This window comes from Pseudomonas sp. P7548, from assembly GCF_013386585.1.
GTDB lineage: Bacteria > Pseudomonadota > Gammaproteobacteria > Pseudomonadales > Pseudomonadaceae > Aquipseudomonas.
In genome coordinates, this window is the sequence record NZ_JACARO010000004.1 from 36,123 (window position 1) to 62,481 (window position 26,359).

Annotated in this window: 33 protein-coding genes and 1 tRNA gene; 18 read left to right on the forward strand and 16 right to left on the reverse strand. The window is 58.6% G+C overall.

Translation table 11 applies throughout. The features are described from left to right. Positions 1 to 23: 23 nt before the first annotated feature. Positions 24 to 2,081 (forward strand): ATP-binding protein, encoded by a 2,058-nt coding sequence (locus HX803_RS02270; RefSeq protein WP_256732795.1) that lies wholly within the window; start codon positions 24 to 26, stop codon positions 2,079 to 2,081. Positions 2,082 to 2,117: 36 nt separating this feature from the next. Here the strand turns inward: HX803_RS02270 and HX803_RS02275 are convergent, their stop codons facing one another. Continuing rightward, positions 2,118 to 2,510: a hypothetical protein gene (locus tag HX803_RS02275; protein WP_178918749.1), complete on the reverse strand. Its 393-nt coding sequence runs from the start codon at positions 2,508 to 2,510 to the stop codon at positions 2,118 to 2,120. A 260-nt stretch (positions 2,511 to 2,770) separates the two neighbouring features. Between HX803_RS02275 and HX803_RS02280 the strand changes: the two genes are divergently transcribed. From HX803_RS02280 to HX803_RS02295, 4 genes are all read left to right on the forward strand, one after another. Continuing rightward, positions 2,771 to 3,022: a DUF1654 domain-containing protein gene (locus HX803_RS02280; protein ID WP_178918750.1), complete on the forward strand. Its 252-nt coding sequence runs from the start codon at positions 2,771 to 2,773 to the stop codon at positions 3,020 to 3,022. A gap of 668 nt (positions 3,023 to 3,690) precedes the next feature. Then, the gene (locus tag HX803_RS02285) at positions 3,691 to 4,074 is read left to right on the forward strand and encodes a response regulator transcription factor (RefSeq protein WP_178918751.1); all 384 of its coding nucleotides are present in this window, start codon (positions 3,691 to 3,693) and stop codon (positions 4,072 to 4,074) included. Between the two features lie 34 nt (positions 4,075 to 4,108). Beyond that, positions 4,109 to 4,381, forward strand: coding sequence for a hypothetical protein (locus HX803_RS02290; protein WP_256732796.1), 273 nt, complete (start codon positions 4,109 to 4,111; stop codon positions 4,379 to 4,381). Between the two features lie 98 nt (positions 4,382 to 4,479). After that, positions 4,480 to 4,839 (forward strand): hypothetical protein, encoded by a 360-nt coding sequence (locus tag HX803_RS02295; RefSeq protein WP_178918753.1) that lies wholly within the window; start codon positions 4,480 to 4,482, stop codon positions 4,837 to 4,839. A gap of 13 nt (positions 4,840 to 4,852) precedes the next feature. Here HX803_RS02295 and HX803_RS02300 read toward each other — a convergent pair whose 3' ends face one another. The 3 genes from HX803_RS02300 to HX803_RS02310 form a co-directional block, all read right to left on the reverse strand. Continuing rightward, the gene (locus HX803_RS02300; protein ID WP_178918754.1) at positions 4,853 to 5,050 is read right to left on the reverse strand and encodes a hypothetical protein; all 198 of its coding nucleotides are present in this window, start codon (positions 5,048 to 5,050) and stop codon (positions 4,853 to 4,855) included. Between the two features lie 124 nt (positions 5,051 to 5,174). Further along, positions 5,175 to 5,540, reverse strand: a complete 366-nt coding sequence (locus HX803_RS02305) for a hypothetical protein (protein ID WP_178918755.1) — start codon at positions 5,538 to 5,540, stop codon at positions 5,175 to 5,177. Between the two features lies 1 nt (position 5,541). Beyond that, a complete protein-coding gene (locus HX803_RS02310; RefSeq protein ID WP_178918756.1) occupies positions 5,542 to 6,000 on the reverse strand; it encodes a hypothetical protein in 459 nt (152 codons plus the stop codon). A gap of 195 nt (positions 6,001 to 6,195) precedes the next feature. Between HX803_RS02310 and HX803_RS02315 the strand changes: the two genes are divergently transcribed. The 7 genes from HX803_RS02315 to HX803_RS02345 all read left to right on the forward strand — a co-directional run bounded on the left by HX803_RS02315 (position 6,196) and on the right by HX803_RS02345 (position 10,046). Further along, positions 6,196 to 6,699 carry a DUF4406 domain-containing protein gene (locus HX803_RS02315; RefSeq protein ID WP_256732797.1) on the forward strand — a complete coding sequence of 168 codons (504 nt, stop codon included), beginning with the start codon at positions 6,196 to 6,198 and terminating at the stop codon, positions 6,697 to 6,699. Next, on the forward strand, positions 6,696 to 7,067 hold the full coding sequence (locus tag HX803_RS02320; RefSeq protein ID WP_178918757.1) for a hypothetical protein: 372 nt from the start codon (positions 6,696 to 6,698) through the stop codon (positions 7,065 to 7,067). Before HX803_RS02315 ends, HX803_RS02320 begins: the two co-directional genes overlap by 4 nt. Positions 7,068 to 7,735: 668 nt before the next feature. Continuing rightward, positions 7,736 to 8,137, forward strand: a complete 402-nt coding sequence (locus tag HX803_RS02325; RefSeq protein WP_178918758.1) for an HNH endonuclease — start codon at positions 7,736 to 7,738, stop codon at positions 8,135 to 8,137. Positions 8,138 to 8,186: 49 nt separating this feature from the next. Next, the gene (locus HX803_RS02330; protein ID WP_178918759.1) at positions 8,187 to 8,366 is read left to right on the forward strand and encodes a hypothetical protein; all 180 of its coding nucleotides are present in this window, start codon (positions 8,187 to 8,189) and stop codon (positions 8,364 to 8,366) included. A gap of 48 nt (positions 8,367 to 8,414) precedes the next feature. Continuing rightward, positions 8,415 to 8,663 (forward strand): hypothetical protein, encoded by a 249-nt coding sequence (locus HX803_RS02335; RefSeq protein WP_218646907.1) that lies wholly within the window; start codon positions 8,415 to 8,417, stop codon positions 8,661 to 8,663. Positions 8,664 to 8,749: 86 nt separating this feature from the next. Further along, positions 8,750 to 8,995: a DUF4224 domain-containing protein gene (locus HX803_RS02340; RefSeq protein WP_178918760.1), complete on the forward strand. Its 246-nt coding sequence runs from the start codon at positions 8,750 to 8,752 to the stop codon at positions 8,993 to 8,995. Position 8,996: 1 nt separating this feature from the next. Next, complete coding sequence (locus HX803_RS02345) at positions 8,997 to 10,046, forward strand: tyrosine-type recombinase/integrase (protein ID WP_178918761.1); 1,050 nt, start codon at positions 8,997 to 8,999, stop codon at positions 10,044 to 10,046. A gap of 116 nt (positions 10,047 to 10,162) precedes the next feature. Here HX803_RS02345 and HX803_RS02350 read toward each other — a convergent pair. Beyond that, a tRNA-Ser gene (locus HX803_RS02350) sits at positions 10,163 to 10,253 on the reverse strand. Positions 10,254 to 10,405: 152 nt separating this feature from the next. Between HX803_RS02350 and HX803_RS02355 the strand changes: the two genes are divergently transcribed. Next, the gene (locus HX803_RS02355) at positions 10,406 to 11,077 is read left to right on the forward strand and encodes a Bax inhibitor-1/YccA family protein (protein ID WP_003192030.1); all 672 of its coding nucleotides are present in this window, start codon (positions 10,406 to 10,408) and stop codon (positions 11,075 to 11,077) included. 62 nt (positions 11,078 to 11,139) lie between these two features. Here HX803_RS02355 and murB read toward each other — a convergent pair whose 3' ends face one another. The 8 genes from murB to HX803_RS02395 form a co-directional block, all read right to left on the reverse strand. After that, the gene (gene murB / locus HX803_RS02360; protein WP_178918762.1) at positions 11,140 to 12,159 is read right to left on the reverse strand and encodes a UDP-N-acetylmuramate dehydrogenase; all 1,020 of its coding nucleotides are present in this window, start codon (positions 12,157 to 12,159) and stop codon (positions 11,140 to 11,142) included. Continuing rightward, on the reverse strand, positions 12,156 to 12,620 hold the full coding sequence (locus HX803_RS02365) for a low molecular weight protein-tyrosine-phosphatase (RefSeq protein ID WP_178918763.1): 465 nt from the start codon (positions 12,618 to 12,620) through the stop codon (positions 12,156 to 12,158). The genes murB and HX803_RS02365 overlap by 4 nt, the downstream gene beginning before the upstream one ends. Further along, on the reverse strand, positions 12,620 to 13,384 hold the full coding sequence (kdsB, locus tag HX803_RS02370) for a 3-deoxy-manno-octulosonate cytidylyltransferase (RefSeq protein WP_178918764.1): 765 nt from the start codon (positions 13,382 to 13,384) through the stop codon (positions 12,620 to 12,622). Before kdsB ends, HX803_RS02365 begins: the two co-directional genes overlap by 1 nt. Further along, positions 13,381 to 13,566, reverse strand: a complete 186-nt coding sequence (locus HX803_RS02375; RefSeq protein WP_003174668.1) for a Trm112 family protein — start codon at positions 13,564 to 13,566, stop codon at positions 13,381 to 13,383. Before HX803_RS02375 ends, kdsB begins: the two co-directional genes overlap by 4 nt. 23 nt (positions 13,567 to 13,589) lie before the next feature. Beyond that, on the reverse strand, positions 13,590 to 14,600 hold the full coding sequence (lpxK, locus tag HX803_RS02380; RefSeq protein WP_178918765.1) for a tetraacyldisaccharide 4'-kinase: 1,011 nt from the start codon (positions 14,598 to 14,600) through the stop codon (positions 13,590 to 13,592). Next, positions 14,600 to 15,028: a biopolymer transporter ExbD gene (locus HX803_RS02385; RefSeq protein WP_178918766.1), complete on the reverse strand. Its 429-nt coding sequence runs from the start codon at positions 15,026 to 15,028 to the stop codon at positions 14,600 to 14,602. Before HX803_RS02385 ends, lpxK begins: the two co-directional genes overlap by 1 nt. Next, positions 15,025 to 15,660 (reverse strand): MotA/TolQ/ExbB proton channel family protein, encoded by a 636-nt coding sequence (locus HX803_RS02390; protein WP_176995514.1) that lies wholly within the window; start codon positions 15,658 to 15,660, stop codon positions 15,025 to 15,027. The genes HX803_RS02385 and HX803_RS02390 overlap by 4 nt, the downstream gene beginning before the upstream one ends. A gap of 109 nt (positions 15,661 to 15,769) precedes the next feature. Further along, positions 15,770 to 17,995 carry a DNA internalization-related competence protein ComEC/Rec2 gene (locus HX803_RS02395; RefSeq protein ID WP_178918767.1) on the reverse strand — a complete coding sequence of 742 codons (2,226 nt, stop codon included), beginning with the start codon at positions 17,993 to 17,995 and terminating at the stop codon, positions 15,770 to 15,772. Positions 17,996 to 18,130: 135 nt separating this feature from the next. Here HX803_RS02395 and HX803_RS02400 point away from each other — a divergent pair, with 135 nt between their 5' ends. Then, entirely contained in the window at positions 18,131 to 18,646 is a 516-nt protein-coding gene (locus tag HX803_RS02400; RefSeq protein WP_178918768.1) for a DUF2062 domain-containing protein, read from the forward strand. A 4-nt stretch (positions 18,647 to 18,650) separates the two neighbouring features. Here the strand turns inward: HX803_RS02400 and HX803_RS02405 are convergent, their stop codons facing one another. Together HX803_RS02405 and HX803_RS02410 are read right to left on the reverse strand one after the other, a co-directional pair. Beyond that, complete coding sequence (locus HX803_RS02405) at positions 18,651 to 20,021, reverse strand: sensor histidine kinase (RefSeq protein WP_178918769.1); 1,371 nt, start codon at positions 20,019 to 20,021, stop codon at positions 18,651 to 18,653. Next, positions 20,008 to 20,736: a response regulator transcription factor gene (locus HX803_RS02410; protein WP_178918770.1), complete on the reverse strand. Its 729-nt coding sequence runs from the start codon at positions 20,734 to 20,736 to the stop codon at positions 20,008 to 20,010. Before HX803_RS02410 ends, HX803_RS02405 begins: the two co-directional genes overlap by 14 nt. A gap of 205 nt (positions 20,737 to 20,941) precedes the next feature. Between HX803_RS02410 and HX803_RS02415 the strand changes: the two genes are divergently transcribed. From HX803_RS02415 to HX803_RS02430, 4 genes are all read left to right on the forward strand, one after another. After that, positions 20,942 to 23,695: a response regulator gene (locus HX803_RS02415; protein WP_178918771.1), complete on the forward strand. Its 2,754-nt coding sequence runs from the start codon at positions 20,942 to 20,944 to the stop codon at positions 23,693 to 23,695. A gap of 156 nt (positions 23,696 to 23,851) precedes the next feature. Then, positions 23,852 to 24,841 (forward strand): 2-hydroxyacid dehydrogenase, encoded by a 990-nt coding sequence (locus HX803_RS02420; protein ID WP_178918772.1) that lies wholly within the window; start codon positions 23,852 to 23,854, stop codon positions 24,839 to 24,841. Positions 24,842 to 24,912: 71 nt separating this feature from the next. Then, a complete protein-coding gene (locus tag HX803_RS02425) occupies positions 24,913 to 25,353 on the forward strand; it encodes a hypothetical protein (RefSeq protein WP_178918773.1) in 441 nt (146 codons plus the stop codon). Further along, positions 25,350 to 25,754, forward strand: coding sequence for an META domain-containing protein (locus HX803_RS02430; RefSeq protein ID WP_178918774.1), 405 nt, complete (start codon positions 25,350 to 25,352; stop codon positions 25,752 to 25,754). Before HX803_RS02425 ends, HX803_RS02430 begins: the two co-directional genes overlap by 4 nt. Positions 25,755 to 25,893: 139 nt before the next feature. Here HX803_RS02430 and HX803_RS02435 read toward each other — a convergent pair whose 3' ends face one another. Continuing rightward, positions 25,894 to 26,355: a TlpA disulfide reductase family protein gene (locus tag HX803_RS02435; protein ID WP_178918775.1), complete on the reverse strand. Its 462-nt coding sequence runs from the start codon at positions 26,353 to 26,355 to the stop codon at positions 25,894 to 25,896. Between the last annotated feature and the right edge of the window lie 4 nt (positions 26,356 to 26,359).

Genomic DNA, 26,359 nt, shown 5'->3' on the forward strand with positions numbered 1-26,359 from the left:
GCTTATTTACCTCAGGTTAAAATATGAAAGCCTCAACTAACATAAATGGAATTATAATGAGCCTCTTACTTCAAACAAACTTAAAAGGCCGGCTTAGAAACACATCACTACCAAAAAGCCACGGACTTCTTCCCGTATTTGAGGCCATTGTAAACTCAATCCATTCAATAGAAGAGAAAAATAACCTCGAGAAAGGACGAATTATTTTAGAAATAAATCGTTCGCAACAATCCGTTCTCGACATAGAAGCCGGGCTAGAGCCAATAGTTGGTTTCACCATTTCCGATAATGGCTGTGGATTTAATGAAGTAAATTTCAACTCATTCCAAACACTTGACTCTGATCACAAAATAGATAAGGGCTGCAGGGGCGTAGGAAGACTGATGTGGCTTAAAGCTTTCGATAACGTAGACGTCGAAAGTTATTACTATGATGGGGAAGATTTGAAATTTCGGTCATTCAGCCTGGACGAATCGAACGGGGTAAACAAACTTTCGGAGTTTCTCAAGGTGGGTACTGGAAGTGGCTCAAAGATAAAGCTTTCTGGATTCAATGAAAGTTATCGGGATGCAACACCAAAAACCGCCGCGGTAATTGCCAACCAATTACTCGAGCACTGCCTCTGGTATTTTGTACGTCCTGATGGTGCCCCGAGAATTTCGGTTAAAGATGGCGCAGATATAATTGACGTCTACAACTTATACGACACCAATATGATGTCCGCTGCCACGCATGAGAAAATCGAGATCCTCGGGACTGACTTTGAGCTAACTCATATAAAATTTAGATATTCAACATCTAGGAAACACCAAATAGCTCTATGTGCTGCTAATCGCCTAGCCAAGGAAGAAGGAATACAAGGAAAAATACCTGGCCTAACTGGAAAGCTAACAGACTCAACAGGCGACTTCATTTATAGCTGTTATGTATCATCTACTTATCTAGACGAAAACGTCAGGAGCGAAAGAACATCTTTTAATATCGCAGAGGACTTTAACGGAGTTTTTTCGCAGACTGAAATAAGTTTGCGGATGATACGCGAGAGGGTTTTAGAGCGTGCCAAATCTTATCTTGAAACTTATTTAAAAGACAGCATTGAAGCCGGTAATAGGAGAATTACATCATTTATAGACAACCAAGCTCCACGATACAGATTTATTACCCGCTACGCGTCACAAGAAGACCTCATAGTATCCCCAGATATAAGCGATAAAGACTTAGACCTGCACCTTCATGAAATTTGGTACGAGATAGAAAGACAGCTGGTAAGTGAGGGTCATGACATCATGTCCCCAGCCAAAAACGAATCACTTATAGACTACAAGGAGCGATTAAATAACTATGTGAGCAAGGCAGAGGACATCAAGAAGTCTGACTTAGCAAATTATGTTTCTCATCGAAAAGCCATCATCGACATTCTAGAACAGTCAATAATTCGCTTAGATGACGGCAAATACGCAAGGGAGGATACGATACACGAGTTGATTTTCCCTATGGGTAAAGACTCGGACTCTGTGATGGCCGACGGAAGCAACTTATGGCTATTGGATGAACGCCTGTCATTCCACGCATATTTAGCATCTGACAAGACGCTAAATTCAATGCCAATAACAGATAGCGCCTCAACAAAAGAGCCAGATATTTTAAGCCTCCGAATTTTTGACAATCCTATCCTTGTAAATGATGGGAGTTCTTTCCCCATGGCTTCTCTTACTATCATCGAAATCAAACGCCCGATGCGAGATGACATGAAGGAAGGAGAAGATAAAGACCCGATTGACCAGGCTCTAGGTTATCTGGATCGCATCAGGGAGGGTGGCATTATGACTAAGTCTGGAAGACCTATACCGGGCAACAAAGAAATTCCGGGTTATGTTTATGTGGTATGTGATCTTACACCTACGATGAAAAAGCGTTGCAGGCGAGCGAATTTAAGAATTACGTCCGATGGGCTGGGTTACTTTGGTTACAACGAACCAAGTCATGCTTACGTCGAGGTAATATCCTTTGATCAGCTTGTGAGATCTGCAAAAGAAAGAAATCGTTCTTTTTTCGATAAGCTCGGGTTTCCTACTCATTAAAATTGGGACCGTGCCCTACATTTTGATTGTGCACGGTTAGCCGACAATAGCGTAAAGAGGCTGTAAGCTCTCACCGAATGACAACAACTCTTCAGCCTTGGCCTTATCTGTCGTTACATGTACTCCTAAATAAAACCATGACCATGCCACTGGTCTAAGCAAAATTCCATTACAGTGACATGCCTCTAGTGATGGAATAATATTGCATTCGCCTGCAATATCGTAGCCCCCAACACGACTCCCTTCTTTATAAATAACAATTTCCTCGAATACGCTCTTTTCTTTCATATCTCCTCCGACACAACTACCTACTGTATATTCATACAGCATATAATGAAAAATGGCAATATTGAGATCTTTGCTGGGTTTGTGGCACGGCCTTGGGAATTGACTAGATAGTGGGTCTAATTCCTTGGATTTTGGCTCCACTGTACTCCCCCCTTCACAGTCGAACGCCCATGGTCTTTCTGTTGCGAGCCCCTACAGGGCCGCACTCCCTGCCGCGGGCTTAGGCTAAGGCATCCTTGTAACTTCCATCTCCTCGACTCGCTATAGCCCTACTCAACAAAGGTCGCGAGGTATCTGCTTTCCGAGGTATGCATTTATGCATAAAACTTCCTGTAGCCCTATTGCCAATATATGTCAGCGCCAATACTGTACGAAAACACAGTATTTGCAAGGAGCGAAGCATGAACATGGCCCCCGACCCCACACCCAAACCCAGAAACTCCTACGAGCTTGTAGGCCACCGACTGCAGCGCATAATTTCCTCTCCTCGAGTGCAGAGGACCCAACTGGTGGAGGTTTCCAGGCGCGACGACGAAAGCCCCGAAGCTTGGCATCAGGTCATCCAAGACATTGGCGATACCGCCGGGATAAGGGTCGAGCATCTGGAAGGCGGAGCCGTCAGGATCGGTTGGCGCGAGTACTGTGACGCATAAAGGAGCCTGCCACTGAGCGGGGTTTTTATCGCCCATAGAAAAATTATAAGCATGCTTATTGACGATACAAATAAGCTGGCTTATATTTTCACTCCAGCCAGCAACGAACATCGCCGGCCAGCAGCGGAAGCTGCGCCGCTCTTTAACAGCCAGCGCAATACAAGAAATACCAACAGACCGTATTGCCTCTGCCGGCGACCGGCGATCAGACGGGTCAGATAGCCCGCCCACGACAGGTGAACCCTGTGCGGCTGATCGAGAGCGAAACGCTGGAACCGTGCGAATGACCTGGCAAGCAATGCGCCCCGCAAATCCCAGCGGTAGAAAGGAGATTTAACTGAACAGAATTAGCGCGCTGAGCCTCGGCTTTGAGGAGCGCCGGACCTCATGCGGTGTGCCGAACAAACTACCCAGGCACAGGGCTGTACGCCGCATGTTGTAGATACCCAATGACCACGCCGGCAACGCTGCTGATCCAGCTGGAGTGAACAGGGAAGCCCGCCGCCATACACGACTACCTAAACCTGCAATCAGCAGCGGGGAATAGGCACCAGCAACACGCACCGCTGACGCAACAACCCCGGCCTGTCGCCAGCAGCGAGGTCGGGGGTTTCACCGATAGTCCTTGACAACAGGGACTAACGGGAAACCAACCGAGGGTCACCAAGATGGAAGTAACAATCACCAACGGTTCATGGAAAGGCCACCTCGGACGTGGCCTTGCGCCGCGAGAGCTTCAGTTCCTGCTTTGGATTGCTCAGGGCTTCACCTCGAAAGAGATCGCCCGGGAGGCAGGTATTGAGGCTGGCACCGTGAAGAAGCGCCTGACCAATGCGATGTTCAAGTTGGGCGTTACAAAGCGCACCGCTTTGGTGGCCGAGGCTATGCGCCGGCAAATCATCTCGCCGATGTGCTTCGTCCTGGCGGCGCTAATCGCCATGCACGCAATGATCGGTGACGAGTCGATGCGTCGTGACCGGCGAGTGCCGGAGCGCCGTACAGCGCAAGTCAGGATGGTGCGCCGCGCCGAACAACCGGTGCTGCTCGCCTAATTCAAATCTCGAGGGAAAAGACATGCCTCCATCAATGCAAGAACGCACCGAAGGACTTGCGGCACTCCGTGTCCGCGCAACAATCGCCACTAGCGCGATGTACGCCATGATCGGCAAGGAACAACCCGCACAGGAGGTTCGCTTCCAGGTAGTCAACAAGGGTACGGGCGCCTATCACGTCGTCGAGCGCTCCACCGGCAAGGTCATGGGCATGTGCTTCACCTGGAAAGCTGCAGTCATCCGCGCCCAGGTACTTGAGGCTCGCGCCGACGGCAAGAACATCAACATCGAGGGATGGTCCCAGTGATCAGCGTAACCCGATGAGGCGCATCAGCAAGATCACAACCGCTCGGCGGCGGCCTACATGGTTGGCACTGCCGGCAAGTGGAATCGAAGAGGTAGGCCATGGCCGAGGAAGAGCTGACAGCGGAAGCGAAGAAACAGCGCCGCAAGCGCGAGAGGGCAGCAGCGAAAGATGCCGCATTGGGCGTCGAGAAATTTACGGTTGAGGTCGCCGGCGTATTCAAGGCCGACCTCAAGCGCCTGATGAAGCAGCACGGATTCAATAATCAGCAGGAGGTGTATCAGAACCTGCTGCGCAACGTGATCGCCGCTGACTTTGAAACAGCGGCCCAGATGCTCAAGTGTGTCACGACACCTTTTGTTGTTACCGAAAAGGTGTCGCAACTGATCAAAGCGGCCGGAATGAAGTCTCTCGAGGACGAACCATCAGAACCTGATGACGAAATCTATAAGCCGGGTTAGAGCACACGAACCATTACTTCAACTGCAGCTTCAGGTGCGCCAAGTAGTTCGCTGCTTTGGTTTTCTGTTCCGTACCTGGCGGGCCATTTTCGCCCATCAAACCCGATTCAGCCTTTTGAAAAACAGTACTAACAGAAAGGCTGACCCCGTTGGTTTTAAGTAAAGCCATCAGTAATTGTTCAACTGCGTCAATTTGCGCTTGATTTACCACAGAACCCTCCTTGATCCGACTCCATGCCGGTCATCCGTTATACTCAATATCAACGATATCCCGCCAGCCGGCAATCATTTCGTTTTACAGACAAAAAGGCATCCGCTATGCCGAGCGAATCACCTCAAAAAAGAGAATCTTTAAGCAACGATTCAATATTTAGAGTTTGAGCTTTCGCCATCTGGAAAAGTTGAAAAAGGGGTGCAGACGACTTTCTGTAATCTAACACCAGCGTTCCGTCCTTAACTACAGAAAAGCGTATTTCCGAAGACCAGTGAAACGACTCTTCATCATGCCAGTATTTATATCGAGACTCATACACTCCCACTTCGAGCTGATTATAAATAGCGCCATAAAACGACACCACTTTGTCTTCAGTCGCGTTAGTCAGAAAATAATGGGGCTCAGTTAGCGACCAACGAATTGCCCCCATAGATGTATCCCTCACTAACTGCATGAGAAGCCTTTCCACTTGATCGTCTGCGCTCATATCAATCCCACCTCATATCTTTTACACGCTGCCCTAACATAGACAGCAAGGTATTAACTTCGCCAGCGAGTTTCCAGCCATTAACTAGAGATAATTCCGAGACCGACCTAACCTCACAAGAATCTCCGACTCGCTGCTCGATTACACCAATCACAACATCGACTTGTTTCAACTCAGCATTAGAAACTTTTAGCCTTAAATTGAGCAACAGCCCCTTGAGCTTAGATATTGACTCGTGAGCTTTGTTTGGGCTACCCGTATTTTGCCAGTCGTCAAGCGAAGAAAGTAATTGCTGAACTTCGAGCTTCAGACCTTTAAGTACATCTGGCAATCTGATTTTCACCAGAAATTCTGCACGAATACGGCGAGTCTCTCGCCATACTACCGCTGTCCAAATTAAACCTGCGATAGAACATAAAACTGAAATATCTGTCACCCACTGGGGTAAATAACTAGACATCTATACTCCGACTCCCTGGCCTCAGTCCTGTATGGCGACAAGATTTTTTCAGCTAAACGCCACAATGCTGCCGGCATTTTAACCATATATTTTCGTCCTGCCCATGCCGCAGCCGTTGTTTTAGATAAGCAAAAGCGAATGACATTTACGAATACATCCACCCACCGCCCGGGCATGGCCCGGGAAGGATTCCCCATGCCTACAGAAAACCTTAATCATCCTGAAGATCACGCCGCTATCGAGCGGCTGCACCAAAACGACGTCGGAAAGATTGAGCGTTTCTCCGATGAGCTGATGACGTTTCAGGACGCGACCTACGCCATGGGCTTGGATCTCGGCAAGAAGATCGCCAGCAAGTCAGGCGTAATCCTACAGGCTGCCCGCGCCAACCGCGTGTACGTGGCCGGCCCGATGACAGGTATTCCCGATTTCATCTTCCCGGCTTTCAACGCCGTGGCCGACCAACTGCGCGCCCAAGACTTCGAAGTCGAAAACCCGGCAGACCACGGCATCGTCGAGGGTGCCCAGTGGGCCGACTACATGGCTTACGACCTGACCCGTCTGGGCCTTTGCGGCGTGATCGCCCTGCTGCCGGACTGGGAGAGTTCGAACGATGCCCGTCTGGAAGTTCTGATCGCCGAACGCCTCGGCATGACGGTTGTAAATGCCCATGATCTGGTAACGAGGGAGGCTGTATGACCACCAAGCAAACGAATAGCGGTGGCGCGACTGAGCAAATGGCATGCATGCCGGTGGATCGCAGCTACGACGTACGGGCGAAAATGATTATTGCCTTCAACGAAGCCAAGAATAACGGCGGTGATTTGGATGACGCGCTCGACGCTGCATACAAGTCAGCCCTGCGCTATTCGCCTAACCCACAGAGCGCCGACCAGGGCGTGCCGGTAGCTGTGGCATCCCGCGACGAGTCGATAGCCTGGCTGAAGCGCATCGACGGCATCGGCCAGGCCCGTGCGGAGTTGATCTATTCGATGGGCTTTCGCCGCCTAGCGGATGAGTCAAATCCCGACAGGAGTACATACTTACCCCTGAAGACCACGGATTAATTGTTACTCAGGTGTCGCGTACAAATGGCTAACGCAGATGCCACACACCGCTCTTCCCAACACGGCAGCTTCATTACGAGCGCCAGCCTCCCCTAGGCAGCTCTTTCCAACAGCGTCCGTATCACCGTGCTCGACTTTCTGACAAATTGAATCGTTCTGCGAGCTGCACTCCCGCGGCACTGTTTTCGTCAGTTTCCCTTCGAAGATATGGTGTTCTTCTGATGTTTTTCGCTTCCGTATCGAAAAAGTAATCATTGCTCTGTTCCATGCTTGGTAATGGCAGGTTGCCATCCGCCAGACTGAAGCCTCTGTAGAAAATTGCAACCCCTCCTTCAAAGTCAGCCGCTATAGCGAAAAATCTGAAAGTGCTTGAGGGATTCGGTTAAATCGGAAGAGATGACCGGCAGGCCAAGGCGTTGAGTTAGTAGCCCAGAGGAAGGGAGTTGTTTAACTCGCGGCTAAATGCGACAGCCTACCGATCAATGCCCACAGCATGAGGGCCCGCTCCAACGGAGTAATAGAGCGTCTGCCACGCAGCCCCCCAACAACAAATCTCTGAAATGCATGCATGACATGTCATTTCTAGCACATCCCACGGTCTCGTCTAGGCCAATTTCAAATAAACCCTTCCCCCCTCAAAGTCAGCCGCTATAGCGGCAAGGATACCTATGCGCCTGAAGAAAGCTGAGCGTGAAAAAGTGCGCCTGAAGTACGGCGGGCACTGCGCCTACTGCGGTGTGGTGCTGGGTGACCGGTGGCACGCCGACCACTTGGCGCCGGTAGTGCGCGAGCTGCTTTCAAAGCAGACCGCCGCCGGCACCTGGAAGCTGGTGTCGGGCAAGCCGCTCCGGCCTGAGCATGACGTGCTGGAGAACATGATGCCGGCCTGCGCGCCCTGCAACATCAGCAAGGGAGGCCAAACCCTGGAAGGCTGGCGCAGCTGGATCTCAAGACACGTCGAGTCGCTGAACAACTACACCCCAATTTACCGCCTGGCCAAGGCATATGGCCTGATCGCCGAGACAGGCGCGCCGGTGGTTTTCCACTTCGAAAAGGAGCAGCAGCCATGATCGCCACCCTCTGGTTCGCCTACGTGTTCATCTACAAGGGGCCAAAGCCATGAAGCGGCTCTTCCGCCGCAAGGTAGAGGCCTGGCTGATACTGATAGCCGCCAAAATCTTGAGCGGCCGAAACGTCCACCGATCCCCCGTTGTATCCCGTCGCGACAACAATCAAATGTTTGAAATAGCCGGGGAGCTCGAAGATATCGCACAGCGCATCAGCAAGAACTACCCCTAACCCCAATCCCCTAAATGCCTGCCGGTGAGCGGCGGGCTAGGTATTCCTATGCCTGAAATGACCTACGAACAAAAGCTGGTCGATTACGCGACAGCGCCCAAAGCCACTGCCGGGATCATCAGCCAGATCGAGAACGGCAACTTCGTCAATCACTGGTGCGGGAAGCTGCGCGGAAAGTTCGTGCAAGTCGGTCCGACCTGGAAGGCATCCACCAGGCAGCAAGCGCTGGAATCTGCGCGACTGTTCCGGGCGCAATGCCGGGACGAAGCCAAAGCGAAAGGCCTTCTCCCGACCTAACCCACCCACTACCGCCCAGCGCGGCAAGGACACCAAATGGAAAGTATCAAGACAGAGCGGCCCAGTACGGGCGGCGGGAGGTAGTTATGCAAGCAGAGATCCTCTCGGACGAAGAGCTCGCCGAGATTACCGGCTATAAGCAGCGCGCTCATCAGCGCAAATGGTTGAAAGACAGAAACTGGATATACATCGAGAGCCGTGGCGGCCGGCCGCTGGTGGGCCGGATGTTCGCCCGCATGAAGCTCGGCATGGTCAATGCCGCGATCGCAGATCCAAACCCGCCGCCGCCGGCCCGTCCGGCTTGGACGCCCGACTTCTCCAGAGTGAACTGATATGCGCCCCCGGAACACGGAAAATAGGGACTTGCCGCCTGGAATGGTGCGGCGCAAGCGCCCAAGGAAAAACGGGAAGGTCTGGATCGGCTACTACTATCGGGACTCTAACGGCAAAGAGATCCCTTTAGGCACGGACTTGAGCAAAGCCCGTCTGAAATGGGCCGAGCTGGAGGCCAAAGAAAAGCCTTCTGATCTGACAACGATGAAGGGCATCTTCGACCGATACGTGCGTGACGTCATCCCAAAAAAGGGGGAGCGGACCCAGAAGGACAACATGGCCGAACTGAAACAGCTTCGCCCAACCTTTGATGAGGCCCCCATCGATTCAATTACGCCTTTCAACATCGCGGGTTACCGAGATGCCCGCTCAGCGAAGGTTCGTGCCAACCGTGAGATCGCCCTTCTCTCCCACGTTTTCAACATGGCTAGGGAATGGGGCCTGACTGAGCGGGAGAACCCATGTCAGGGCATAAGGAAGAACAAGGAGGCGCCGCGCGACTATTACGCCAATACGGCTGTCTGGGACGCCGTCTACGCCGTTGCTGAACAAGAACTGAAGGAAGCCATGGACTTGGGCTATTTGACCGGGCAGCGGCCTGCTGACGTGCTGATCATGCGCAGCGACGATACCGAGGGTGATTACTTCCTGGTAACGCAGGGCAAGACCGGGCAGAAGCTCAGAATCCTGATGCGTACGGATGCAGGGGAGAACAGCTTGGGGAGGCTAGTCAGGGAAATTGGCGAAAGGAATGCCGGGCACCCGTCCAAATACCTGCTGATCAACAAGCATGGAAAGCGGATGACAAAGGGGATGTTGCGCTTGCGCTGGGACAAGGCGCGTGAAAAAGCTCAGCAGAACGCCATCGAACAAGGCGACCCGCTGCTCGCGGCCAAAATTGGAGGGTTTCAGTTCCGCGACATCCGGCCGAAGGCGGCCTCGGAAATCATCGATATCGGTGATGCAAGCCTGCTGCTGGGACACAGCAAACAGGAGATTACAAAGAGGGTTTACAGGAGGATCGGGGCGACCGCGAAACCCTCCAAATAGGCAAAGTTTCGGAACTCCTACCCGAAAGTTTCGGAACCCCTGCCAAAAGCAGCAGAAACCTTCTCAAACCCCAGATACGAAAAAGCCCCGACTAATCGAGGCCTTATCGTTTAATTTGGCGGGAAACCAGGGATTCGAACCCTGGAGACGCTATTAACGTCCGCCGGTTTTCAAGACCGGTGCATTCAACCACTCTGCCAATTTCCCTTGTGCATCACAGGATTATAGTAGCCTATCCCGTCTCAGCGGGCGCCATAATACCCGAATGAAACACACTGTCAAACTCTCGCCATAGCTTGTTACAGAGCGTCTGTTATGATCTTTGCGACTGAACGTTTCAAAACTGAAGGAGTGTCGCCATGCGCGAACAGAATTACGCAGTGAATGGTAACGCGCAGGCTGAGCAGCTTGAAGTCAGCCGCGTGTTGCGCAATACGTACGGCTTGCTCGCCCTTACCCTCGCATTCAGCGGCGTGATGGCGTATGTGGCGCAGCAGATGCGCGTCGGCTACCCGAATATCTTTGTCGTGCTGATCGGTTTCTACGGCCTGTTCTTCCTCACCAACAAACTGCGTGACTCGGCCTGGGGCCTGGTGTCGGCGTTTGCCCTGACCGGCTTCATGGGCTTCATCCTCGGCCCGATCCTCAACCGCTACCTCGGCATGGCCGGCGGCGCGGAAGTGGTCAGCTCGGCATTCGCAATGACCGCCCTGGTGTTTGGTGGTCTGTCGGCCTACGTGCTGATCAGCCGCAAGGACATGAGCTTCCTGGGCGGCTTCATCACCGCGGGCTTCTTCGTGTTGCTGGCGGCCGTCGTAGCCAGCATGTTCTTCCAGATCAGTGGCCTGCAGTTGGCGATCAGCGCCGGTTTCGTGCTGTTCTCCTCCGTGTGCATCCTGTTCCAGACCAGCGCCATCATCCACGGCGGTGAGCGTAACTACATCATGGCAACCATCAGCCTGTATGTATCGATCTACAACCTGTTCATCAGCCTGTTGCAGATCTTCGGCATCATGAGCCGTGATGACTGATTGCTAGCGACATAAAAAAAGCCCCGCATCGAGAGATGCGGGGCTTTTTTATTGCCCAGGAATCAGTACTGGTTGGGCTCCATCTCCAGCTCGACCTTGAAGCGTTCAGCAATATCCCGCTGAATACGCTGCGCCAGGTTGGCAATGTCATGCCCGGTGGCCGTACCGTAGTTGACCAGCACCAGCGCCTGCATCTTATGCACGCCGACATCACCGTCACGAAAGCCCTTCCAGCCGGCCTTGTCGATCAGCCAACCGGCCGCGAGCTTCATCTGCCCATCCGCCTGGGGGTACGCCACCAGGTCGGGGTACAGGCTTTGCAGTTCGGCAGCCAATACCTGGGACACCAGCGGGTTCTTGAAGAAGCTCCCCGCATTGCCCAGCTCGGCAGGGTCCGGCAGTTTTTCGCGGCGGATGCTGCAGATGGCCCGACTGACATCACTGGGTGTCGCGTCCGTAATGCCCTGCCCGGCCAGGCGCTGCTGCACCGGGCCGTAGTCGAGCTTGAGGTGGCTGGCGCGGCTCAAGGCAAAGCGCACCCGCAGGATCAACCAGCGCCCGGTCTCGTGCTTGAACAGGCTGTCGCGGTAGGCAAACTGGCACTCTTGCAGGCTGAAGTCGCGCAATTCGCCCGTCTGGCGATCCAACGCGGTCAGGCCGGCGAATACGTCCTTGATCTCCACACCGTAGGCGCCGATGTTCTGCATCGGTGCAGCGCCCACCGTGCCGGGGATCAGGCTGAGGTTTTCCAGGCCGCAGAAACCGTGTTCCAGGGTCCACAGCACAAACGGATGCCAGGCCTCGCCCGCTTCCGCCTCGACGACCACCTGGAGGCCATCGTCGTGCAGCACGCGGATTCCCTGGGTGGCCATGCGCAGCACCAACGCCGGGATATCCTGGGTGAGCAGCAGGTTGCTGCCGCCGCCGATCACCAGTAGCGGCAACGCGTGGGCAGCGGCGTACACCAAGGCTTCACGCACATCGGCGTCGCTGTGGGCTTCGGCAAACATCTGCGCGCGCACATCAATGCCAAAGCTGTTGAACGGCTTGAGCGACACTTGCGCCCGCACCTGCAAGGTCATAACCGCCCCTTCAATTCGATGACCAATGAATCACAGGCCTGCTCGATCAGGTCCAGGACCCGCTCAAACCCTTGCTCACCTTCGTAGTAAGGGTCTGGCACTTCATCCACTTCGCCTTCATAGCGACGCAGGAACAGATCCAGCTCGGCCTTGCCCTGCCCCGGCTGCAATGCCTTGAGGTTGCGCAAGTTGCTGTTGTCCATCGCCAGGATCAGGTCATAACGCGCAAAGTCGGCGCGGGAAACCTGCTGTGCACGTTGAGCCGACAAGTCATAACCGCGCACCAGCGCCGCACGTTGGCTGCGCTGGTCCGGTGGGTTGCCCACGTGCCAGTCACCTGTACCGGCCGACGCGACGTCGACCTGCCCCGCCAAACCCGCTTCGCACAATTTGTGGCGCAACACACCCTCGGCAGTCGGCGAGCGACAGATGTTGCCCAGGCAGACAAACAAAACCTCCATCAGGCCCCCAGCAGGCGACGGACGCGCTCTAGGTCTTCCGGGGTGTCGACACCGGCCGGCGGCGCTTCCAACGCGTCGCCCACATGGATACGCACGCCATGCCACAGGGCCCGCAACTGCTCCAGGGACTCGGTATTTTCCAGCCAGCACGGGCCCCAGCTGACGAAGTCATGCAGGAAACCGGCGCGATAGGCGTAGATCCCGATGTGGCGACGATAGGGCACGCCCTCGGGCAGTACGTCGCGGCTCTTGGCGAACGCGTCCCGCGCCCACGGCAGCGTCGAGCGGCTGAACGTCAGCGCCAGGCCGTTGATGTCGCTGACCACTTTCACCACGTTCGGGTTGAACAGGGTGTCGATGTCTTCGATGGGTTCGGCCAGGGTCGCCATGCGCGCTTCGCCATGGGCGGCCAGGTTGGCGGCCACCTGGTCGATCACGCTCGGCGGGATCAACGGCTCATCACCTTGCACATTGACCACGATTGCGTCCGGCGCCAGGCCCAATTGTGTCGCCACTTCGGCCAGGCGGTCAGTGCCCGAGTTATGGTCTTCACGGGTCAGCACGGCTTCAGCACCAAAGCTTTGGCAGGCCTCGATGATGCGCGGGTCATCGGTGGCCACCACCACCCGCTCGGCGCTGCTTTTGCAGGCCTGTTCCCACACCAGCTGGATCATCGGCTTGCTGCCGATCAATTGCAGCGGTTTGCCCGGCAAACGGGTGGAGGCATAGCGGGATGGAATGACAACGGTAAAGGCGGTGGTCATTTATCCAGACGCTCATCGGTGGTCAGGGTACGGGCTTCGCTTTCCAGCATGACCGGAATGCCATCACGGATCGGGTACGCCAGGCCGGCGCCTTTACTGATCAGCTCGGTTTTATCGGCGCTGAGCTTGAGCGGGCCTTTGCAGATCGGGCAAGCGAGGATGTCGAGCAGTTTGGTGTCCATGAGTGTTTCCTGGAAAGAAGCGTTTAAGGCAAAAGACGGGCAGGCAGCAGGCGCATCAGCTGCGTGTCGAACCAGGCGACAAACGCCGGCGACGGCAGCGCATCCACTGCAAGGTACCACCAGTCGGGCCTGGCAAAGGCGCGGCACTTCACCGCGTCCTTTTCGGTCATGACCAGCGGCAATGACGGTGAAAAATTCAAGACCTCGGCGCTATACGCCGCGTGGTCGGCGAACGCGTGGGGTATCGGCCGCCAGTGTAGCGTTTCAACGGTATTGAAGAAACGTTGCGGGTTGCCGATGCCCGCCACCGCGTGCACCTGCTGGCCGGCAGGAAAATGGTCGACTGGCTGGCGCTCGCCGGTCTTGACGTTGATCAGCGCCGTGGGCAGCAGGCGAAAGGCAAAACCATCGTCACGGTCGGCGCCGGCGCCGTTGTAGAGCAGCGCATCGACGCTTTGCAAGCGCTCCACCGGTTCGCGCAGCGGCCCGGCCGGCAGGCAGCGGCGGTTGCCGAGGCCACGGGCGGCGTCGATCAGCACCAGTTCAAGGTCGCGAGCCAGACGGTAGTGCTGCAGGCCATCGTCGGAGAGGATCAGGTCCAGGGGTTCACTGGCCAGCAGCGCACGGACGGCGCGGCTGCGGTCGGGGTCAATCATCAGCGGCACGCCGCTGCGCTGCACGATCAACAACGGCTCGTCGCCAGCCACCTCGGCGCTGTGGCTGGCCTCGACCCGCCACGGCAAGTGCGGCGGCTTGGCGCCATAACCCCGGCTGACCACGCCGACACGCAGGCCGCTGCGCTGGCAGTGTTCGATCAACCACAGGATCAGCGGCGTTTTACCGGTGCCGCCCACGGTGATATTGCCCACCACCACTACCGGCACCGGTGACTGGTAGATCGCCCCCTCGCCGGCCAGGAAGCGTGCACGCTTGCGTTGCACCACGTGGCGATACAGGGATTCCAGCGGCCGCAGCAGCGTGAGCGCCGGATGGCCTTCGTACCAGGCCTTGAGCAAACGATCGGACATGGCCATCAGGGTTGGCTCGCCGCCTCGACGGTGGTCATGCGCAAATGGCTGAAACCGAGCTTGCCGGCCGCGTCCATTGCCGTGATCACCGCTTGATGCTGGGTCTTGCCGTCGGCACTGATCGACAGCGGCATCTTGGTATCGCCGCCGGATTCTTTCTGCAAGGCGTCCATCAGGCTGGTGAGGTCGTTTTTCTCCAGCAGGTGGTTATTCACCGAATACACACCGTCGGCGCTGATGGCGATGTCCAGTTGCTTGACCTCCTGATCCTCGGCGGGCGAGCCACTCACCGCTTCCGGCAGGTCGACCCGCAGTTCGGTTTGCCGGGTAAAGGTGGTGGTAACGACAAAGAACAGCAGCAGGATAAACACCACGTCGATCAGCGACGCGAGGTTGATATCAACGTTTTCCCGTTGCTTGCGGCGAAATTTCACGCTTTGCCCTCGACCAGGTCCACATCACGGTCGCCCTGCACCACCTCAACCAGCTTGATGGCTTCTTGCTCCATGCCCACCACCAGCTCATCGATGCGCCGTTGCAGGAAGCGGTGGAAGAACACCGACGGAATACCCACCATCAGGCCCGCAGCCGTGGTGATCAGCGCCTTGGAGATACCACCGGCGAGCACTGCCGCGTTGGTGGTCATGCCCGAGCCCATGAACGAACTGAAGATGTCGATCATGCCCAGCACCGTGCCGAGCAAACCCAGCAGCGGCGCCATGGCGGCGATGGTGCCGAGGGCGTTGATGTAGCGCTCCAGCTCATGGATGACCCGCGCGGCGGCCTCTTCGATGCACTCCTTCATGATCTCGCGACCGTGCTTGGAGTTGGCCAGGCCCGCGGCGAGGATTTCCCCCAGGGGTGAATTGGCGCGCAGTTCCTTGAGTTTGTCCTTGTCCAACTGTTTGTTCTTGATCCAGGCCCAGACCTGCCCCAGCAAATGCTCAGGCGTGACGCGGCTGGCGCGCAGGGTCCACAGGCGTTCGGCAACGATGCCGAGTGCGGCGATGGAGCTCAAGATGATCGGCAACATCATCCAGCCGCCGGATTTGACCAATTCCCACACAGTGAATGTCCCCTCGAAAAAGTGCGCCACTTTACCATATAGGTTCGCTGGCTGGGTTTGTCGGCCACAGGCCCGCCCGTCGCAGTACGTGGCCTTGGGCAATGCACCGCTAGGGTAAGGGTTCGCGCCAGAAGCGACGTTGACTGCGCGCAACAACCGGTGGCTGGAAAGCGCCCAACTGCAGGCGCACCGCGCCCTGTTCCGCACTGTCATAGAGCTGGCTGCCCAACGCCCGGTAACGTTCGATGACCTGGGCGTGGGGATGGCCGAACGCATTGCCACGGCCCCGTGAAATCAGCACTGACTTGGGCGCGAGCCGCTGCACGAAAGGCCAGGAGGAAGAGCTGTGGCTACCATGATGCGGCGCCTGCAGCCAATCGACGGGCGCCGCCAAAGGTGAGCGCAGGAAGATGCGCTCGGCAGCACGATCGATATCCCCCGTGAGCAACAGGCGCTCTCCACTGGCCTCGATCAACAATACGCAGGACTTGGCATTACCAGAAATAGCATCGGGCCACTGCCATAATTCGAACGACACTCCATCCCATGTCCATTGTTCACCGCTGATACAGGGTTGCGTGCCGAGAAACGCCGGTAAACCTGTGGTCTCCCCGCCCACCACTCGCTGGACGGGCAGCCCTCGCGCAACCGCCGCCGCACCACCGGCGTGATCGGCATCGGCATGGCTAATCAGCATCAGGTCCAACTGCCTTACTCCGAATTTTTTCAGCGAAGGCAGCACGACACGGGCGCCCAGATCGGAATCTCCCACCCGGGGGCCCGCGTCGTAAATCAGGGTGTGATTGCGCGTACGCAAGATCAACGCCTGCCCCTGTCCGACATCCAGTTGCACCACGTCCACTTGACCGTGGGGCACCAGTGTCTTCGGTGGAAATACTGCCAGCATCAGCATCGGCCATCCCAGCAGCCGAAACGGAACGCCCTTGGGCAACAACAGCAACACAGCACCTGCCACGCTGACCAGCCAATAGCCCAAAGGCACTTCGGCCGGTACCCAGGCTGGCAAGTGCCCGGCGAGCAATGCCAGCCCCCGGAACAGCCCATCCAGCGCCCCACCCGCCAACCACAGCAGCCCTTCTCCCACCCACGGCACCACCAACAATGCGGTGCCCAAAAGAGCCAGGGGCAACACCACCAGACTGATCCACGGCACGGCAAATAAATTGGCCACTGGAGCACTGAGACTGATCGGCAGCCCAAGTACGAGCAGCAGGGGGAACAGGCCGATGGCAATCAACCATTGCGGGCGGGTCCACAGTTGCCAGACGCTCCAACGCCCCAAACGCCCGCCGAAGCTCAGGGCCAACACCGCGACTGCTGCAAACGACAACCAGAACCCCGGCTGCAAGCTCGCCAGCGGTTCAAGCAGCAGCACGCCGTTGAATGCCAGCAATAACGGCCACCCGATCCCCAGATGCCGGAAGCGCAAACGCCACAGCAAGACCAGGCCCACCATCACGCACGCGCGCTGTACCGGCACGCCGAACCCCGCGAGCAAGCCATAACCCAGCGCCGCGGCAAACGCCAAGCCACAGGCCCACGGCAGCCACGGCACCGTTCGCGGCCAGGCGCCATAACGCGCCAGGCCGGCCACCAGGCCATAGATCAGCCCCGCCAACAAGCCGATATGCTGACCGGAAATCACCAACAGATGCACCGTGCCGGTGTCTTGCAGCACGCGCCAGTCTTCAGCCTCAAGCCCGGAACCGTCCCCCAGTACCAGCGCCGCCAGGCCCGCTTCACGACCTTGGGCGTCCACCGCCATCAGCCGTTGGCGCAGAGCGTCGCGCCAGGCATTACGCGCCGGCGCCAGGCGTTCGCCATCCTTGACCGAGCCGGTGGCACCCATGCGCTGGGCCAGCAACCAGGCCTCGTAATCAAAACCATGAAAGTTGAGCAACCCCGAGGGACGCTTGAGCGTAATTGCCAAGCGCCAGCGTTCGCCGCTTTTGACCGGCGGGCCGCCCCGCCAGGACACTCGGATACGCTTGGGCAATCGGGCGTTGCGCGACCGACTGTCGGCCAACTCGAAGCGCACGCCGTTACCGCTCTGTTGCGGCAACCCGACCACACGCCCCTCCACCCAGCGTGTCTGCCCGTCCAACACGGGCTTGAGGCGGTCATCCAATGCCCACTGCGCGCTGATGCACGCCCAGCTCAACCCCAGCAGAAAGAACGCCAGCGGGTAGGTGCGAAACGGCAGCAGCATCAACGCCAGCACCGGCATCACCAGCAACCCTGCGGTCGGGGGCAGTGCCGGTAGAAATCGCAAGGCCAGCAAACCTAGCGCGAGGGCGAACATCCCGGTTCTCATGGAGCTTCCTTTTCAAAAGTTCCAATCAGTCTTAGCCGGACCCTCAGGGCGACCTATGATGTTTTGTCACAAAGTCTGAATTTTCTGTTTATAGAATGCGGGCATACTTGCCCCTCGAACTGACCTGGACCCCTTATGCCCCGGCGCTTATTCAAACGGTACATGCCCGATCCCAGCAGTATCAGGGAACACAAGTCATTACAGTTTCTCGGCACATTGCTGCATGACCCCAACCTCTGGCACCTGAATCGCCATTCCGTCGCGCGGGCCATGGCCGTGGGCCTGTTCGCAGCGTTCATCCCGATTCCCTTGCAGATGCTGCTGGCGGCCGTGCTGTCGATTGTCGTACGGGCCAACATGCCGATTGCCGTCAGCCTGGTCTGGCTGACCAACCCGATCACCATGCCGGTGGTGTTTATCTGCACCTACCTGACCGGTGCCTGGCTGATGAATGTGCCGCCACGCAGCCTGCCCGACAACCTCACCTGGGAGTGGATCAGCAGCCAGCTGAGTACACTCTGGCAGCCTTTCCTGCTGGGTTCCGTGGTATTGGGGTTAGTGCTGGGAGCGCTGGCCTATTGCCTGACCATGATTTATTGGCGCTGGTGGGTGGCCCACCAGTGGAAAAAGCGCAAACAGCGTCGCGCCTGAGACCTCAACGGGCCAGCAAGCGCAGGTGTACCCGCAGGCCCGTTCCGGTATTTTCCGCCCATAAGCGACCACCCTGGCGTTGCACGGCGTTGCGGGCAATGCTCAGGCCCAGGCCGAACCCACCGTCACCGGGCCGTGACCCTTCCAGGCGGGTAAAGGGCGCAAAAATCCGCTCCAGGTCCTGCTCTGCGATGCCTGCGCCCTGATCCTCCAGCCACAGGTGCCAGTAGTCACCCTCACGGCAGCCATCCAGTTTCACCAGTCCGTGGGCGGGAGAATGGCGGATGGCATTGCGCAACACGTTCTCCAGGGCCTGGGCCAGTGCATTGAGGTTGCCGCGCACCCAGCACTCGGCCGGTAGCAGGCAAGGCATGCGCGACGCCGGCCAGTCACTCTCGAAACAGGCGTTTTCCCGCAGCATGTCCCACAGGGCCTGGACCTGGATATCCTCGTTGGGCAGCGGCGCCCTGTCACTGTCCAGCCACGCCAGTTGCAGGCTGTCTTCCACCAGGCGCTGCATGGCGTCCACTTCACGTGCCAGCCGCTCGCGCAACTGCGTCAGGTCCTGCTCACTGTCACAGGCCACCCTCAGGCGGCTCAAGGGCGTGCGCAATTCATGGGACATGTCCCGCAGCAGCTGCTGTTGCAGCACCACCGTGCCCTGCAGGCGTTCGGACATGTGGTCAAACGCCCGGCCCAGCTCGCCCAGTTCGTCCTGGCGGCTGGTGGCTTCGCGGGACATTCGGGTGTTGAGTTGATCGGCACGCCAGGCGTTGGCCTGCTCGCGCAACTGATTGAGGGGCATGATCAAGAGGCGGTAGAGGCCAATGCACAGCAGCAAGGTAAACAGGCCGGGGATCACGCCATTGGTGACCACTCGCCAGAACAGCTGGTAGCGCCCCGGCATAAACCGTTTTGGCAACTCGATGACCAGCGAGCCCGCGCCCGGGTCCATCGGGAACGGGATTTTCACCCAGGGCAGCCCCTTGACGTGCCGGCTCACCGGCCACTCCAACCCCCGCAGGAAGGTCAGCCGCTGGCTTTCCTTGTCGCTCAAGGGGGCGCTGCTGAGGGATTGCAGGTCATTGCCAATCACGCCGATCCACGTGGACTCACGCTGGGACATGAGATAGAGCCAGGCATCCACACCCGCACTGCCCTGGGTGTTCCACGCCAGCTCGGCACCGGCGGCATAGCCCTTGAGGATCTCCCGTGACTCATCGGCCAGATAGGCGTTCTGCTCCTCCATGTAGCGGCCCCAGGACCAACTGAGCCAGATCATCAGCAAGCAGAAGGCAATCAACAGGCACGCCAGCTTCCAGAATAAGGAATGCTTGCCGGGCAGTCGTTTCAGCGCGCGCTCAAAGGCCTTCATCGTGACCGCTCAGCACATAGCCCTTGCCCCACACTGTGCGCACTTCGCGCTCGCTGTAACCGATGGCCTTGAGCTTGCGGCGGATCTGGCTGATGTGCATGTCGAGGCTGCGGTCGTGGGGGGCGTAACCGCGTTGCAACACGTGCTGGTACAGGAAGGCTTTGCTGAGCACTTCGTCGGCATTGCGGTGCAGCGTTTCCAGCAGGCGGTATTCGCTGCGGGTCAAGCCGGCCCAATGGTCCTGGTAAAAGATGTCGCACAGTTCGTCGTCAAAACGCAGGGAACGCGCGTCGTCACGTGGCGCCAGGGCGTTCGACAGCGGGCGACGGTCAAGGGCCACGCGGCGCAGGATGGCTTCGATGCGTACCCGCAACTCGATCATGCTGAACGGCTTGGGCAGGTAGTCATCCGCCCCCAGGCGAAAACCGCTGATGCGATCGGCTTCAGCGCCCAGGGCCGACATCAGGATCACCGGGATCGCATGGCTCTGGCGCAAGTGGGTGAGGATCGACAACCCATCCAGCCCCGGCAGCAGGATATCCATCAACACCACATCGAAGGCCTGGTCGCGGGCCATCTGCAGACCTTGCTGGCCATTCTGGCACCAGGTCACCTGAAAGCCACAGCGCCCCAGGTGCTCGTGGACATAGGCGCCCAGCACAGGGTCATCTTCGATGGTCAGGATACTGGGTAGGCCAACAGCTGCGGGATTCATTAGCGTCTGCAATTCATTCTCAATAGCCGATTATTCAAGATTAAACCGTCACAGGCAATCGCCACCGGGCACCGAATGGCCCGAAGATTGCCGCCCGTCAATAATTTGCGAGATTCCAGCCCGCGCAAATGGCTACACTGCGCAGGTGGTGCGGGCCGGATGCCTGCGCGGATAATCGAAAACACTGTGGTAGCAGGAGAGTGGCGTGCTTAGAAGAATGGGGATAAAAGGCCGCGTACTGTTGCTGACCTTATTACCGACCAGCCTGATGGCCCTGTTGTTGGGGGGCTATTTCACCTGGATGCAGCTGTCGGAGTTGCAGACCCAGCTGCTGCAGCGCGGTGAAATGATCGCCGAGCAACTGGCGCCGCTGGTGGCGCCGGCCTTGAGCGCCCGCAATACCGACCTGCTGGAGCGCATCGCCACCCAATCCCTGGAACAGCCGGACGTGCGCGCGGTGTCGTTCCTCAGCCCGGACCGTTCGCCCCTGGCCCACGCTGGCCCGACCATGCTCAACCAGCCGCCCGTCGGCAACAGTTCGCACCTGTTGCAGCGCACCGGCAACGACGCCACGCGCTACCTGCTGCCGGTATTCGGCCGCCACCGCAACCTGGCGGGAGAGCTGATCCCTGACGAATCCGACCGCCTGCTGGGCTGGGTCGAGGTTGAACTGTCCCACAATGGCATGCTGTTGCGCGGTTATCGCAGCCTGTTCGCCAGCCTGCTATTGATCGCCATCGGGCTGGTCTGCACCGCAGCCCTGGCGCTGCGCATCAGCCGCACCATCAATTCGCCGATTGGCCAGATCAAGCAAGCCGTGGCCCAACTCAAGGACGGCAACCTGGAAACCCGCCTGCCACCGCTGGGCAGCCAGGAGCTGGACCAACTGGCCTCGGGCATCAACCGCATGGCCGAAACCCTGCAAAATGCCCAGGAAGAACTGCAGCACAGCATCGACCAGGCCACCGAAGACGTACGCCAGAACCTGGAAACCATCGAGATCCAGAACATCGAGCTGGACCTGGCGCGCAAGGAGGCCCTGGAGGCCAGCCGCATCAAGTCGGAGTTCCTGGCCAACATGAGCCATGAAATCCGCACCCCGCTCAATGGCATCCTCGGCTTTACCCACCTGCTGCAAAAAAGCGAACTGTCGCCGCGCCAGCTCGATTACCTGGGCACCATCGAAAAGTCCGCCGACAACCTGCTGGGCATCATCAATGAAATCCTCGATTTCTCGAAGATCGAAGCCGGCAAACTGGTGCTCGACAGTGTGCCGTTCAACCTGCGGGATCTGCTGCAAGACACCCTGACCATCCTCGCCCCCGCCGCCCATGCCAAGCAGCTCGAACTGGTCAGCCTGGTGTACCGCGACACGCCGCTGGCGCTGGTGGGCGACCCGTTGCGACTCAAGCAGATCCTCACCAACCTGATCAGCAACGCGATCAAGTTCACCCGCGAAGGCACCATCGTTGCCCGGGCGATGATCGAAGACGAACAGGAAGACAGCGTACAACTGCGCATCAGCGTGCAGGACACCGGCATCGGCCTGTCCAACCAGGACGTGCGCGCGCTGTTCCAGGCGTTCAGCCAGGCCGACAACTCGCTGTCGCGCCAACCGGGTGGCACGGGCCTGGGGCTAGTCATTTCCAAGCGATTGATCGAGCAGATGGGCGGTGAAATCGGCGTGGACAGCACACCGGGCGAAGGCTCGGAATTCTGGATCAGCCTGAGCCTGCCCAAGACCCGCGACGACGTTGACGACCTGCCCTCGCCGCCGCTGCTCGGCCGGCGCGTGGCGGTGCTGGAAAACCACGAACTGGCGCGCCAGGCCTTGCAGCACCAACTGGAAGACTGCGGCCTGGAAGTCACCCCGTTCAACACCCTGGAAAGCCTGACCAACGGCATCACCAGCGCCCATCAGACCGAGCAGGCCATCGACTTGGCCGTGCTCGGCGTGACCGCCAATGACATCCCCCCCGAGCGCCTCAACCAGCACTTGTGGGACCTCGAACACCTGGGCTGCAAGGTGCTGGTGCTGTGCCCGACCACCGAGCAGATGCTGTTCAACCAGTCGGTGCCCAACCCCAACAGCCAATTGCAGGCCAAGCCGGCCTGCACACGAAAACTGCGCCGTGCCCTGGCCGATCTAATCAGCCCGCGCCCCCCACGCAGCGAGCCGGGCGAACCGCTGTCGAGCCGCGCACCGCGGGTTTTGTGCGTGGACGACAACCCGGCCAACCTGCTGCTGGTGCAAACCCTGCTCGAAGACATGGGGGCCAAGGTGCATGCCGTGGAAAGCGGATACGCGGCCATCGACGCGGTCAAACAGGAAACCTTCGACCTGGTGCTGATGGACGTGCAGATGCCCGGCATGGACGGCCGCCAGAGCACCGAGGCGATTCGCCAGTGGGAAAGCGAGCGCCACGGCACGCCGCTGCCCGTGGTGGCCCTTACCGCCCATGCCATGGCCAACGAAAAACGCGCCCTGCTGCAAAGCGGCATGGATGACTACCTGACCAAGCCCATCAGTGAGCGGCAATTGGCCCAGGTGGTACTGAAGTGGACCGGCCTGGCCCTGCGCAACCAAGGGCCGGAACGCTCGAACGACGGCTTGGGCCCCGGCCTGCAATTGCTGGTGCTCGACCACGAAGAAGGCCTGCGCCTGGCCGCCAACAAGTCCGACCTGGCCGCCGACATGCTTGCCATGCTGCTAGCCTCCCTGGAAGCCGACCGCGCGGCCATCACCGTTGCACGCGAGGCCAACGACAACAACGCGCTGATCGAACGTGTCCACCGCCTGCACGGCGCCACCCGTTACTGCGGCGTGCCGCAATTGCGCGCCGCCTGCCAGCGGGCCGAAACCCTGCTCAAGCAGGATGACGCCAAGGCCATGGCGGCGCTGGACGAGTTGGACATGGCGATTGCCCGGCTGGCCAGTGAGGCGCGGGTCAGCGCCTGACCCAGTTTTATGGCATGCGGGCTTGTGTGGGAGCGGGCTTGCTCGCGAATGCGGTCTTTCGGTCATGGATGTGTTGCCTGACCCACCGCTTTCTCGAGCAAGCCCGCTCCCACAGGTGGCAGGTGTCCACTTTTAATTTTGCAGGGAGCCCTTGTTATGCGCGTTATTCTTTTCAGCAGCCAAGCCTACGACCGTGACAGTTTTCTCGGTGAGCCGCTGCCTGCGGGCGTTGAGCTGCAATTCCAGCCCGCCCGGCTCAACCTCGACACCGTGGCCCTGGCCGAGCAGCACGAAGTGGTCTGCGCCTTCATCAACGACGACCTCAGTGCACCGGTGCTGGAGCAGTTGGCCAAGGGCGGCACGCGCCTGATTGCCTTGCGCTCGGCCGGTTACAACCATGTCGACCTGGCCGTCGCCAAGCGCCTGGGCCTGACCGTGGTGCGTGTCCCCGCCTACTCGCCCCATGCAGTCGCCGAGCACGCCGTCGCGCTGATCCTGGCCCTCAACCGGCGCCTGCACCGCGCCTACAACCGCACCCGCGACGGCGACTTCAGCCTGCACGGCCTGACCGGGTTCGACCTGGTCGGCAAGACCGTCGGCGTGATCGGCACCGGGCAGATCGGCGCCACGTTTGCCAAGATCATGGCTGGTTTCGGCTGCCAGTTGCTGGCCTATGATCCCTTCCCCAACCCACAGGTCCAGGCCCTGGGCGCCCGCTATGTGAGCCTGCCCGAACTGCTGGCCGAGGCGCAGATCATCAGCCTGCATTGCCCGCTGACCGCCGAAAGCAAACACCTGATCAACGCCAGCTCCCTGGCGCATATGCAGCCGGGGGCGATGCTGATCAACACCGGCCGCGGTGGCCTGGTGGACACTCCGGCGCTGATCGAAGCGCTCAAGGACGGCCAGCTCGGTTACCTGGGGCTGGACGTGTACGAGGAAGAAGCACAGCTGTTCTTCGAGGACCGCTCCGACCTGCCCCTGCAAGATGACGTACTGGCGCGCCTGCTGACCTTCCCCAACGTGATCATCACCGCTCACCAGGCGTTCCTCACCCGCGAGGCCCTGGCCGCCATCGCTGGCACCACACTGGCCAACATCAGCGCGTGGGCCAACGGCCAGCCGCAGAACGTCGTGCAAGGATGATCAGCGGTCACATACCAGGCTCATGATGGGCGGGCACCCGTGATAGGATGCCGCGCCTATTTGGAGGATCCATGGCCGAACACGATTTCCGCTTCAGCTTGCTGAGCCCGCAACACACCCTGATCGAATGCCGCGCCCTGGTGCCGGGCCGTTACCAGGTCACCGGCAACGGTGGCGCGATCAAGAATGGCGACGTTCTGATCGTCACCCTGCGCGGCAGTAAAACCCTGTCGATGCGCCTTACCGTCGAAGGTGACGCGCGCTACTCCATCCGCCCTGCGGGCCAATGGGTCGCCATGGCCCAGGGGCCGAAATTCGGCGAACTGGAGATTCACACCTGGAAGGTCAACTGCGACAGCTGCGACAGCGTGCTGGAGTTTGAATTTGCGGTCGAAACCAAGCTGACCAAAGAGCCCCTGCAACCGGCGGCCAATGCGCGCATCAAGGAATTGGGCTGGGCCAGCGAAGGCGACCAGCACCGCTGCCCGAAATGCCAGCAGGCCGCACAATGAAAGGCCTGCTTCTGCTCGCCGCCGTCGGGGCAGGCCTTGCCGGCTGTGCCGGGGACGCGGTCAAGCTCAAGCAGGACCACAGCTACGTGGTGGAGTGGATCGGTGAGCGGCCGTTGATGGACTACGCACACCTGACCGTCACCCTCGGCGCCGATGGTCGCGCCTACGGCAACGGCGGCTGCAACCACTGGTTCGCGCCCTACACCGTCGATGGCGACAAGCTCAGCTTCGGCAAGATCGGCAGCACCCGCAAGCTCTGCGCCGAGGCCCTGATGGAGCAGGAACACCGCTTCTTCCAGGCCTTGCAAGGCGTGCAGCGCTGGGACATTTCACCGATCGAGCAGACGCGTTTCTGGCCGGCCGATGGCATGCCGATCCGCCTGTGGCTCGAAGAAGGCTGATACACCTTCCCCTGTATGTAGGGCCGGCTTGTGTGGGAGCGGGCTTGCTCGCGAAGGCGGTGGATCAGCCAATAAATCTGTTGCTGACACACCGCCTTCGCGAGCAAGCCCGCTCCCACAGGGGTTATGTGTTGTTGATTTATCCGCGCAGGGCCTTGATCTTGGCCAGCACCCCTTCCGCCGTCTGCTCACCCATCAACTGCTCGCGCACCTTGCCCTTGTCATCGATGATGTAGGTCACCGGCAACGCTTCGCTGCGCGGGATATCGAAAATCTCTTCCGGGTTCTGCGCCAGCACGGTGAACTTGATCCCCAGCTTCTCGCTGGCGGCCTTGAGTTCTTCACCTTGCACATTGTCGAAGTTGACCCCGAACACCCCTACCTTCTGCGCTTTCAGCTGCTCGGCCAGGGCATTGAGCTCCGGGATTTCCGTGCGGCACGGGCCACACCATTCGGCCCAGTAGTTGACCACCACCCACTGCTTGTCCAGGCGCTCGGCCGCCACTTTCTGGCCATATTGGTCAACGCCGTAATCGTTACCGCAGCCGCTGAGCAGCAGGGTTGTGATGATCGCCAATGCACCGATCAGTCGCCTTGTCATGGGG